At 57.9% G+C, this 12,608-nt stretch carries 6 protein-coding genes and 1 riboswitch; of the genes, 4 read left to right on the top strand and 2 right to left on the bottom strand.

Translation table 11 applies throughout. From position 1 onward, the window contains the following. Nucleotides 1-5: 5 nt before the first annotated feature. Complete coding sequence (locus tag AC5S27_RS19990) at nt 6-1,844, top strand: CRTAC1 family protein (protein ID WP_493937340.1); 1,839 nt, start codon at nt 6-8, stop codon at nt 1,842-1,844. Nucleotides 1,845-1,909: 65 nt separating this feature from the next. On the opposite strand, the gene AC5S27_RS19995 is transcribed toward AC5S27_RS19990, so the two are convergent. Next, a complete protein-coding gene (locus AC5S27_RS19995) occupies nt 1,910-5,443 on the bottom strand; it encodes a TonB-dependent receptor (protein ID WP_493936323.1) in 3,534 nt (1,177 codons plus the stop codon). A 238-nt stretch (nt 5,444-5,681) separates the two neighbouring features. Further along, on the bottom strand, nt 5,682-7,697 hold the full coding sequence (locus tag AC5S27_RS20000) for a copper amine oxidase (protein ID WP_493936324.1): 2,016 nt from the start codon (nt 7,695-7,697) through the stop codon (nt 5,682-5,684). A gap of 419 nt (nt 7,698-8,116) precedes the next feature. On the opposite strand from AC5S27_RS20000, the gene AC5S27_RS20005 reads away from it, so the two are divergent. The 3 genes from AC5S27_RS20005 (at nt 8,117) to AC5S27_RS20015 (ending at nt 12,537) form a co-directional block, all read left to right on the top strand. Further along, a complete protein-coding gene (locus tag AC5S27_RS20005; protein WP_493936325.1) occupies nt 8,117-9,499 on the top strand; it encodes an MFS transporter in 1,383 nt (460 codons plus the stop codon). A gap of 9 nt (nt 9,500-9,508) precedes the next feature. Then, nucleotides 9,509-10,069 carry an HD domain-containing protein gene (locus AC5S27_RS20010; protein ID WP_493936326.1) on the top strand — a complete coding sequence of 187 codons (561 nt, stop codon included), beginning with the start codon at nt 9,509-9,511 and terminating at the stop codon, nt 10,067-10,069. Between the two features lie 62 nt (nt 10,070-10,131). Next, a riboswitch (TPP riboswitch) is annotated at nt 10,132-10,233 on the top strand. 78 nt (nt 10,234-10,311) lie between these two features. Continuing rightward, nucleotides 10,312-12,537 carry a TonB-dependent siderophore receptor gene (locus tag AC5S27_RS20015; RefSeq protein ID WP_493936327.1) on the top strand — a complete coding sequence of 742 codons (2,226 nt, stop codon included), beginning with the start codon at nt 10,312-10,314 and terminating at the stop codon, nt 12,535-12,537. The last annotated feature ends 71 nt before the right edge of the window (nt 12,538-12,608 follow it).

Here is a 12,608-nt window from a genome sequence, read left to right on the forward strand (position 1 = left end):
CACCCATGTCTTCGGTTCTTCGTTCGCTCGCGCCTTACGGCCTAATCCTCGGATCTATCCTTTCAGCTTTCTCTGCTCATTCGCAGACTCCCGCCAAGCCAGACGAGGGCGCACAACCTGCTTCTTCGAGCGGCGCATCTTCCGATTCTCCTCACCCGATCCAGCTTGATGCCAAGAAGCGACCTATCACCGCGGGCGGTTTTGTTACGACTGGCCCCGTGATTTTCCAGGACATCTCCGAGAAGGCCGGCATCACTCACTGGACGCACGTCATGGGCGACAAGAACAAGCAGTTTATCCTGGAGACCGATGGTTCCGGTGTGGGACTGATCGACTACGACAACGATGGCTGGCTCGATATCTATTTCGTCAACGGCTCGACCTTCAAGGCGCTTGATGGCAAGGAGCCTGCGCCGCACGCCGCGCTGTTTCACAACAATCACGATGGGACATTTACCGATGTGACCGCGAAGGCCGGCGTGACCAATGACCGCTGGGGCTTTGGTGTGGCTGTCGGAGACTATGACAACGATGGCTGGCCGGATCTTTTTGTGGCCAACTACGGCAAGAACAGGCTGTACCACAATAACCACAACGGGACATTCACGGACGTAGGTGAAAAAGCAGGGATTCAGCTCGGCAACTGGTCTGCCGGAGCGACCTGGGGTGACTACGACGGCGATGGCAAACTGGACCTCTTTGTCTCGGGCTACGTGCATTTTGACCGCGAGCATCCGCCTGTCAGTGGAACCGATGGAGTGGCGTTCGCCTTCTGCTCGTTCCGCGGCGAGCCGGTCAACTGCGGTCCGCATGGGTTGAAGGGCGAGCCCGACCATCTGTTTCACAACAACGGCGACGGAACCTTTACCGACGTGAGTGAGAAAGCTGGTGTGGCGGACGCGCCGGGATACTTCGGCCTGAGCACTGTTTTTGTGGACATCAATAATGATGGCAAGCCGGACCTGCTGGTGGCTGACGATTCCACGCCCAATTACCTCTACCTGAACAAGGGCGACGGAACATTTGAGGACGTCAGTTATGCCTCCGGGTACGCGCTCAATGAGGCTGGCCGCGAGACAGCATCGATGGGCATCGCGGTGGGCGACTACGAGAACAACGGCCAGATCGACATCTACAATACGACGTTCTCGGATGACTACAAGCCGCTCTACCGCAACGAGGGCGACGCGAACTTTACCGACATCAGCTATAAGCTGGGCATTGCTGAAATCTCGGTGCCCTTCCTCGGGTGGGGTGACGCTTTTCTCGACTACGACAACGACGGCTGGAAGGATCTACTGACCGTGAACGGCCACGTCTATCCGCAGGTGGATCAGCACCCTTGGGGAACGACCTGGGCGCAGCGGCCGCAGATGTTTCATAACATTCTTGGCAAGAAGTTCGAGGAGGTCCCGGCGGTCGAAGGTACCGGGCTGGCCCTCGTCATTCCGGCGCGCGGGCTGGCAGTCGGCGACCTGTTCAACGATGGGAAGCTGGATGCGGTGATCAACGTTGAAGACCAACACCCGGTCATCCTGCGCAATGTGAGCGCGGACCACAACCACTGGCTGGGGTTGAAGCTCATTGGCACCGGCAAGAGTCCGAAGGATGCGGTGGGCGCGGCGGCATATGTGACGGCCAACAAGATGCGGCAGCGGGTGGATGTGTTGAGCGGCGGCAGCTACATCTCTTCCAGCGATCAGCGGCCTCATTTTGGCCTAGGCGATGCAACTGTGGTCGAGGGCATCGAGATTCACTGGCCCAGTGGGAAGATCGAGCACTTCCCTCCTCCGGCTGGCGTTGACCGCTTCATCACGCTGACAGAAGGCACTGGCACTCCGTAAATTTCCAGATGCGCGAAAAGGTCCCGGAGCGATTGCTTCCGGGGCCTTTTCTTGTTGTGGAGGGATTAAAAGGAAATGCGTGCACCTAGTTCCATGCTGCGTGGACCCGCGCCTTCTGCGGTTTGCAGCTCGGGAATCTGGCCGAATGCGCCTGAGTCGAGTTGCATGTTGGGTGGTTCGTAGTTGCGGTGGTTGAAGATGTTGGCAGCTTCTGCTGCGAACTCAAACTTGGTGTGCTCGTGGATAGTAAAGCCCTTGCGCAGAGAGGTTGAAAAGTTGATGGTGCCGGGGCCGATGACGCTGCCCACACGAGCGGTGCCGAAGTAGCCGCGATTGTCATCCGGGATAGCAAAAGCATTCGGATTGAGCCATTGATTGACGTCGCCATGAGACGCGTACAGGCTCTGTCCGGGCACTATGTCTGCGCGGGTCTGGCCGATGGTGGTGAGGATGTTGGTGCCGGCCGGATCGGTGCTGGCCTGGTAGGGCGTCAGGAACGGTCCGGTCTGGAAGATGGTCACGCCACCCAGGTGCCAGTCGCCGATCACTGCATTCAGTACACCGTTGTGGTTCAACCATCGCTGGCCGCGGCCGAAGGGCAGGTCGTACAGGTAGGTGGCGAGAAAGCGATGACGGCGGTCGTAAGCCACGTTGCCATAGTCGAGGCCGGGATGGAAGCGGTCGGTGAGGAAGTTTCCGCCGGCTGCGACGAATGAGCTTGGCGTGGCGCCTGCGGCATCGGAAAGGTCGCGGGTGAACATGTAGCTGGCGTCAAAGGTGAGCCCTTTGCCACTGTGCTTGGAAATATCGACTGTTCCGCTGTTGTAATTGCTCTCAGCGAGATTTTCAACGCTCTGAATGACACTCCAGCATGGGTAGGGGCGGTGATCGGCGACGAGCGATCCGTCGTCTGTGATGCACGAGTGCGTCGTGGGATCGACAGGGGCGGCGCTCGAAGTGTTGTAGTAACCCTCCGTATTGGCGGGTACCTGGTTCAGGTCAACCATGGTCTCGAGATTCTTTCCGTGGCTGCCGGTGTAGGAGAGGCGCATTCCGATGCCGTGCCCAAGATCCTGCTCGACCGTCAGGTTCCACTGCTGAACCGAGGGGTCTTTGTAGTGAATCGGGAAGGCGTAGTAGAAGCCTGCCGTACCGGTCGTGCTTCCAGGTGCTGCGGCCGGATAGGGATTGGCAAAGGAAAGCTGCGGGGTTACGCCGTCGTCGTTGAAACCCTGGCTGTAGACGCCGACATAGCTGGCATGGACTGCCCAGCCGGAGACGAGCGAGAAACCGAGTGGAGTTTCAATGAAGCGGCCCCAGCCGCCGCGGACGACGGTCTTGTCGTTGCCGTACGGCCGCCAGGCGAAGCCGATACGCGGGCCCCAGTCATTCTTGTCGGTATAGCGCAGGGTTTCGGGTAGCTTGGCCTGGCTTGCGGTCAGGAAAGGGGTCGGGCTGATGGCTGCAGCGAGGTTCGGGTCGACGTAGCCGATCGACTGGCTGTTGGGAACGACGACCGCGCCTGTCACGGATTGTCCATTGACCGTGCCGGTGTAGTCCGGAAGGAAGAAAGCGGTGTTGTAGTTGACTTCCTTGAGGGGCGGATGGAGTTCGTAGCGCAGACCAAGGTTAAGAGTGAGGTTGGGGGTTATCTTCCAGTCGTCCTGGGCGAAGACTGCGTAGGAGTAGCCGAGGCCATCCATTTCCGGTTTGGTGACGGTAGCGGTCTCGGTGTAATCGGGATAGCCGAGCAGGAAAGAAGTGTAGGGGTCGCCGATATTCGTACCCACCTGGGAGGATCCGTCGAAGGCAAAGATGCCGCTGGTGTAGTTGCCGAAGACGTTGGTGTCATAGTCGGCAAGGCGCTTGAAGTCGCCACCAAACTTGAGCGAGTGGTGCCCCTTGGTCCAGCTCACATTGTCCAGGAGTTGAATGATCTGACTGCGCTGTTTTGTTGGGTTGCCTCCGCCCGTGCCGATGAATCCGTTGATAGCGACCTGCGGGGCTTCGGCCCAGGCAGTATCCGGTTGGAGCGTTACGCCCAGAATACCCAATTGCGTCAGCAACGCTGTGGTGCTGAAGTTCTGGTTGGTCGAAGTATGGAGCGCGTTGTAGCCGCCGCGGAACTCGTTGAGAAGGTGTGGGGTGATGACGTAGTTATGAGCGAAGGTGAGGCCTTCGTCGATCTCAGGGACGTTATAGGCGCCCTGAAGCAGTCCGCCGCCTGTCTGGCAGAAGCTGACACCGCAGTCGGTTTCAGGGGTCACGACCACCTGGCGATTCTTATAGGAGAACCTTGCGAAGACGGACTGCTTGGCGGTGATGGTCTCGTCGAGACGAACGTCGCCCTGGTTTGCCGAGATCGGCGCGGGGAAGTTGGTGCGGTAATTGAAATCGTAGGTATTCGCATCCCCATAGTTCTGCTTGGGAAAGAGGTAGGTAAGCATGTTGGCGGAGATCGCACTGACCGGCACGTGCGAAGGGTCAACAGGGGTGATGCCGTCTGGCTGATAGATCGCGCCGACGCCTTCATTGGCGAGGTAGCCGCTCACATCCGCGAAGCCGGTGCCGTCGCCGCGCATGGCGTCGGTAGGGACGGTTGCGACGATAGGAGTTTCGCGAGGGAGGCGGAGGCCTTCGAAGCTGGCGAAAAAGAAGGTCTTGTCCCGACCGTTGTAGAGATGTGGAATTGAGATTGGGCCGCCGAGTGTACCGCCAAAGTCGTTCATGATGATCTTTGGCTTGGAACCGGTAAAGGGATCGCCCGCGTTGAAGATCGTGTTTTGGTGATTCTCGAAGACGCCGCCGTGATACTTGCCTGTACCTGCTTTTGAAACGGTTGTGATGTCTGCGACGCCGGAGAATTCGGCGTTGTTATTGGACTCGCTGACCCGAATTTCTTCAATCGAGTTGAAGGACGGAAACATTTCGTTGTTGGGGCCGGAGCTCTCTACGTTGACGCTGCTGATGCCATCCAGCGTCACGCTCATGAGAGCTGGAGTCGTACCCATGATCGTGAGATTGCCGTTGTCGTCGGTCTGCACTCCGGCTTCCGTCGTCAGCGTAGAAATAGGGCTGGTGGAACCGGTGGAACGAGAGTAGATGGCGACCGGCAGGCTTACGAGTTCTTCACCGAGCTTGGTTTCTGCGAGGTTCGAGACTTCCGTGGTGATGACGTTCTGGGCCTGTCCTTCGACGGTCACGGTCTGGTTTTCTGCGCCTAACTGCATCTTTGCGTCGATGCGACGCGACTCGCGCGCGGTGATGGCGATCTCCGGCAGGCTGTATTTCTCAAAGCCCGCAGCGGTAATGGTCAGGCTGTAGTTGCCCACATCGATATTGCTGAAGGTAAAGCTACCGCTGCCATCGCTAGTGAGTTCGCGTTTCGCACTGGTGCCGGTGTTGACGACGGTAATCGTGGCGCCGGGAATGACCGCACCACTGGCATCCTGGACTGTGCCCACGATGGCGCCGAAGGTCGACTGCGCGTTGACCTGTGGTGCGAGGAGAACCAGACAGAACAGGCTACAGACAGCGCCGAGGTTCATTCGAATTCGAGGCGAAAAAAGGGCGTACATGAAGGAAGGAAGGTAGGACATGCATGGACCTCACAAAGATGGAATCGATTCGTTGGAAGTCCGGGGTAAAGAAGTCCCGGACCCCTGAGAACTTAAAGCAGCACCGCCAGCTCTGCGGGCTGTAATTCGTCTCTTGAGCTTCCTGTGTATGAGACTCCGGCCCTCGGTGAGCGCCGGAGTCAAACTTTCTGATTTGGTCTGAATGAATGATTGTTGCGTCTTGTGTAGCGGGTTACTGCGGATTCAACTACGGAACCAACTACGGAACCATCGGCAGATCCATGGCCGGGTTCTTGGGCAGGAACTGGAACGGACGCAGTGAGAAGGTATGCCACATAATGGGCATCTGCGGCCAGTCTTCCGGACGCGGTACGTGGTGGAATCCCACTGTGTACCAGGCAACAATATCCGTGTTCATGATGCTGCGGTTTTGCTTCACCCAATTGGGCAGGGTATCTTCGCCGGTGCTACCCATGAGATAGGTGCCAGAGACGTAACGCTGGTTGGGATCATAGGGCGTGACCCATAGATTGTGCTCGGACCAGCCGGCACGCTTCTGCGGCCATTCGCTTGAGGGCAGCAGGCTGATTCCGGTCTCGCCTGGCATGATCTCGAAGCTCGTGGTCTGGCCAAGCGAGTTCTTTACACCTTCGTTGGTGAACATCCACATGGCCGGGTGCTCGATCGAGACATCGAGCTTGGCTTCGCCCTCGGTCTTCGGCATCTCCGGCTTCATCGCCCATATCCATTTGCGGCCTGGGGAAGAATCAGGCAGCTTGTAGGGCACCATCTTGTCGACCATCAGGCTGTTGTTGGTGCCGTCCACGTCGAGATCGAGCCGGTAGCTGAAGTAGTGATCGTGATCGACAGCCGAGATACCGGGAGCGACCAGTTGGCCGAACTCGTAGGTGTCGCCCTTGGCATCCTTCACCTTCATGGCAGGGGAGACTTCGCCGTCGGCGCGAAGGTCTTTGACGGCCTTTACTTCGAGAATGCCGGTTGCGCCCACGCCAACCGTGATCGAAGCATCCTGCTCAAAGCGCCAGTCAAAAAGGTAATCGTAATTGCCTACTGTGGCTACGGTGCGAAGGACGAGCTCTCGTGTGGGACGGCCAGAGATGGCGTAGGTGTCCTCATCCCAGTGGCGCCAAACCGGGTCGCCGGTCACGCGCTCAAACAAGCAGGCCAGCTGCGGCCGGATGTACGGCGTGCCGTTCTCGTGGAAGAAGGTGCCGCTGAAGAAGGTCGCATATGCGGGGCAATCGACCCCGGCCAACAGAGGCTTGATGATGCCGCCCGAGCCGGTGTTGATGAAGTATTCCCCGGCATCGAGGAAGACATGCGAGTTCCAGGTTTCTTCCGGGTCCTGGTAGGGGACGTACATTTCCGACAGTTCGCCCTCGTAAAGAACGGAGCGGTCCCTGGTTCCGTCGTTGTAGGTGACGAGATTGACCACTGGGCCGACGCGCGGATCGAGGCGGAAGCGGAACTTCCAGTTCTGCCAGTTCACTTCGCCGTCCTTGATGGTGAAGCTGGGGCCGTCTGGCTGCGCGATCAGGAAGGGCTTGGTGCCGGGGAGAGCGGGACCGCCATCGGCGTCATAGATGCTGGTGGTGGGCGGCATGGGAACTACTCCGTAGTCGGAGAGGCGCGTGATCTTCTTCTCGTTCATATCGACGACGAAGAAGATGCCGGGGATTTCACGGTCCCAGCCGAACTTTGCGTTTGCAGCGTAGGTGCAGCCGCCCCAGCCAATCCGGCGACCAACTGTCTGCTCGGGCAGATCGACGTGACCAGCCGGCGTGACGTAGCAGGTCACGAGACGGAGGTCGGTGATGTTGCGCTTCTTCAACGCTTCGAGAACACGCGGGTCTTTCTTCAGGATGTCGTCATAGCCGTGCATTTCGGCTTCCGTGACGGGAGCCTGGTCCTTGGTCAACTCCTTATAGGAATCGATCTTGCCGGCAGAGACGTCTACTGTCGCTTCAAAGGATTTGCCTTCGGTGAGCAGAACGATGTCGACCTTGCGCACGATGGGCATGCCCGGCTTCCAGGCCATCACTTCGGCCTTGGGAGGCTCGCGCAAAAGAATGCTGGTGAAAATGGTTTTATCGCTCAGTTTGCCGGCGGCCTGCAGGACGTTGTACGTCTTCATATACTCGTCGGGGGTCATGGAGTCGAGCGGATGATGCACGGCGGGGGTTAACGCAAAGACAGGAGTTAGCGTAAGAAGGAAAAGGAGTACGGAAGCTGCAAATCTACAACGAGAAACCACGTATAACCTCCGCGGGAAAGCCCGCATGTTTGGCCTCTTCGAGAAGAAGAGACACCGCTGGGCAGGAACCCAGCACGGAGAGAGGGAAACCGACCACAGCAAGAAGAAAAACCAGAAAGTACGCTACGGGAGCCTGAGTACCCTTTGCAGAAAGCCAGGAGGCCGAATCCGCGAAACCAGTCCACTGAGGACGCAAACCGGAACATTTCCACGAAGGGAAATTTCTCCCTTTATCCGACACTTCGGACCGTAAGTCAAGAATTCTCTGTTAATTCTCCAGGAGAGCCGCCCTTTTGGGGCCTACGGAGGCCGGGATTTCCCTCCCAGTGGCATGGGTAAGCCGATGAGGTCTGGGCATACTGTTACGCTAGTGGAAAGCCTCGCACAGTCGCTTCAAATCTTCCGAAATACAGGCGCAAATGACATCCAATCAGGACGATAGCCCGGCCCAAGAGCCACAGACACAGCCCGCCTTCACGCGCTGGCATGCGCTGACCGTGTCACTGCTCATGCTTGGCTACGCTGGCTACTACTTCTGCCGGTCCGATTATTCGGTTGTGATGCCGCTGCTGACTGCTGATCTTGCGCAGCACGGGATCCCAGCGGCAGTAGCCAAGGTACATCTCGGTTCGATTGCTTCGGCCGGCGTGCTGGCATACGCTATCGGCAAGTTTGTCTCAGGCTCATTTGCGGACTTGTTTGGCGGGAGAAACAACTTTCTTGCCGGTATGGGCGGTGCGATTCTCTTCACCCTGCTGTTCGCCATGGGCGGCGGATTTCCCATTTTCACGCTCGCCTGGATCGGCAATCGGGCATTCCAGTCGTCGGGGTGGGTTGGGCTGGTCAAGGTTTCTTCGCGGTGGTTTTCTTACTCGATTTACGGCACGGTGATGGCTGTTCTAAGCCTGAGCTATCTCTTTGGCGATGCGGCTTCACGAGAGATTATGTCCGTGCTGCTCGATGCGGGCATGGGATGGCGTGGGATCTTCTTTACCGGTGCGGGATTGCTGTTTGTGCTGTTTCTTGCAAACCTCGTGTTGCTGCGGGAAACGCCACAGGAGCGCGGACTTCCGGCTCCGCTAACCAATCCGCTGAATGTCTACGCGGATGAGAAGCCCAAGGCAAAATCGGCCGAAGAAAAGAGCGGATTGGGGTCGATTCTCAAGCCACTTTTGGCCAGCCGCTTCTTCTGGATGGTTTGTCTGCTGTCGCTTGGTACGACACTCTTGCGTGAGACGTTCAATCTTTGGACTCCGACGTACTTCGTCGACTACGTGGGTTTGAGTAATGCTCAGGGGGCGAGTCGCAGCGCTCTTTTTCCACTGTTTGGTGGCATTTCTGTTCTGCTGGCTGGGTTTCTCAGTGATCGTCTGGGGTTGAACGGGCGCAGCCTCGTGCTATTTGGAGGGCTGGCTTCAGGAACGGCTTGTCTTTTCCTGCTCGCACAGGTGCCGGGGCATGCTACTTCTTCGGTCAATCCGTGGATTCCGGTCGGACTGGTGGCCCTGGTGGGCTTTCTGCTGCTGGGACCTTACTCATACCTTGCCGGTGCCATGTCGATGGACTTTGGCGGCGAAAAGGGTTCTGCTACTGCTGCGGGCATCATTGATGGTGTGGGCTATTTGGCAGGTGTGCTGTCTGGCGATACGATGGCTCGGGTCACCGTGCAATATGGATGGCGGAACGCTTTCCTGGTGCTAGCGGCGATCTGCCTGCTGACGGCGGTGGTGGCGCTTGTACTGGCGATTGCGCAGAGGCGCGAAGCTCAGGTCCGTCTCCGCAATGCGAAGGCTCGGGTGTAGGATTTCTCCATGATTGCCACTGCGCGAATTGATACTCCAGAAGAGCTGATTGAGTTACTGGCAAGCAACGGCGGCGAGACTTACTTTGGCGAGCCCGTCACTGTGCTGGAACATTGCCTGCAGGCGGCCCACTTTGCCTGTGCGAGTGGACAGCCCGCTGAACTGGTGGTTGCGGCGCTGCTGCACGATGTTGGACACCTCCTGCACTCGGAAGGCGAGGATATCGCCGAGCAGGGCAAGGATACGAAGCATGAAGAACTGGCGCAGGAGCTACTGGGCCCGCATCTGCCACCAGCAGTGACTGAGCCCATCCGGATGCACGTGGCGGCAAAGCGGTATCTTTGTTTCGCTGACCCGGCATATCTCCATGCGCTTTCGCCATCTTCCAAGCTGAGCCTTGGGTTGCAGGGCGGTCCGATGACGGAAAGTGAGGCCGAGGCGTTTCTGGCGCAGCCGTTTGCGAAGGATGCAGTTACGCTGCGGCACTGGGATGACGACGCGAAGATCGAAGGGCTGGAAGTTCCTGGTCCTGCTGCTTATCTGGACGAGCTGCGATCGGTATGGCGCTAAGACTTCCGAAATAGTCTTGCACTCTGCGAGACGCTGACCCGGTTATTGGGTATATATTCAAGGAAATGAAACAGGGGTGCTCCGCATGCAAGCTGCGGGGCTGAGAGAGTCCCTTCGGACCCGAACCGGATAATACCGGCGTGGGAAGTTTTCTCGGATGCTGCCGCTCAACGGCTGCCTCCGGCGAGCACCTCTTGTTTCTGTTTTCGTCCGAGCCAAATGCTCAGGACCAAGAGGAAATTATGTCATCGCTCGCCCGCTTCTTTCGCTTCGCTCTTCCCTTTTCAGCTCTCTTCTGTGTGGCCGCTGTCGTTGCGCAAGCTCCTGCGCCGCAATCCGAGAAACAGGCTCAATCCGTGCAGCCGGTGACTACGACGGTGGTGGTCGAGGGGCATACCCAGGATGACTATCTTCCTACAACCGTGGATGCCGGGAGTCTCGATGGATTGCCGCTGGCTTCGGCGCCGGTGTCCGCGACGGTGTTGACGCGCGACCTGATGACGGACCAGTTTTCGCGGGTGCTTTCGGACCTGGTGAAGAACGATGCTTCGATTGGCGAAGACTATGCGCCGGTGGGCTACTACGGCGACTTTCAGATTCGTGGATTCAATGTCGATCTAGCTACTGGCCTGCAGATCAACGGGCTAGTGATTGCCGGAGAGCAGGATGTGCCGCTCGAGAACAAGCAGCAGGTCGAGTTTGTAAAGGGCATGAGCGGGATTGAGGCTGGGATTACTGCGGCGGGTGGTGTGATCGATTACGTCACCAAGCGGCCTGCTGCGGTGACGGCAATTGACATAGCTACGGATCATCGCGGGACGGTGTTTGCGGCAGTTGATGTGGGACATCTGTTTGGACCGCACAAGCAGTTTGGATTGCGCGGAAACTTTGCCGGAGAACAGATCAAGACTTACGTCGAGAGTGCGAATGGCTGGCGCGGCGTGGGCGCCGGGGCGGCGGATTGGAAACCGTCCGATACAGTAACGGTGAAGACCGATTTCGAATATCAGCACAAGCGGGAGCGGTCGGTTGCCGGATACCAGCTGCTGGGCGGGACTACGGTGCCGGACTTGAACAGAATTTACCCATCGCACATGCTCGCGGACCAGCCGTGGTCAAAGCCGAACATTTTCGATGCGTTTAACGCAAGTTCACGCGTGGATACAACGATCACACCAAACTGGCATGCTTACCTGGCCGCGAGTTACAGCCACTCGCTCATAGATGACAATGTGATCTACCCATACGGTGCAGCCTACGCTGCGGATGGCGTGACGCAGTTGTGCCCGGATGCTCCTTACTATTTCTTCTGCCCGGACGGGAGTTATGAAGCTTACGACTATCGCAGTCCCGGCGAGTTGCGCATTGATACGCTGGGCGAAGCGATTGCTTACGGACGGCTCAAGACCGGGCCGGTGACGCATAACATCGTTGCGGGTGGTTCTATGTTTTATCGAGCTGTGGATCTGTCGCCTAGCATCATCTATGCCCCTATCGGTGTCGAGAATATCTACGAGCCAAATGTAGTGTTTGCTGAGCAAACGTATGAGGCTCCTGGGCCTTCTGTACAGGCCGATTTCAATCACCAAGCTTCGGGGATTGTGCAGGACAGGGTGGAGCTTCCGGGGCGGATTCGGCTTACTGCTGGCGGGCGGTATGCCTCGGTGCGCGATATCAACGTCTCAGGGACGAAAGGAGTTTGGCTGCCGCAGTATTCGGCGACAATTGCGCCAGTTGGCGATCTGACTTTGTATGCGAGCTACAGTGTGCTGCTTTCGCTGGGACCGCAGGCGCCGTTCTGGGCAAATGAGAATCCCAGCCAATACCTGGCGCCGTTTTATACACGGCAGGCTGAGGTTGGAGCCAAGTATGAGCCTGGCCGCCGGATCTTGTTAACGACGGCACTATTCCGCATGCGGCAGCCATTCTTCTATCCCAAAGTGGATCCGGCCGATCCTACCGGACAGAGCATTGTTTTTATCGCGGAGGGTCGTGAGACGCATAACGGGATTGAACTTGGAGCGCAGGGACGGGCGGCTAACTGGTTGCGGATTTCCGCGACTGCAGCAGGTATCCAGGCTATGTCGGACGATACGGGGACTACTGCTTTTGATGGCAAGCAGGTGATCAACGTGCCGCATTTGAAGGTTGCGGCCTTTGCGGATATTGCCGTTCCGCGGACGCGCTGGGTACGACTTTCCGATGTTCATCTGATGCCGGGGTGGAGCTATTCGGGACGCAAGGAAGCTACCCGCGATGACGCTGTAAGCGTGGCAGGTTATAACCTCTTCAATCTCGGGGCGCGGTATTCGCCGGGGGGAGATGAGGGTCATGTCAGCTTTCGTATCTATGCGGATAATGTGCTGAACAAGCGGTACTGGAAGGATACCGGGGCCAGCTATGGAGATACGTTCATCCATCTCGGAGCGCCGGCTACGGTGCGGATGTCGGCGAGTTACCGGTTTTAGGGGCAGTACGGGAGGTTTCCGCTATAGTTGAGGTTCAACTTCAAGTACGGGCTTAGGAGCCATCTTTCCAT

The organism is Acidicapsa borealis (genome assembly GCF_059115245.1).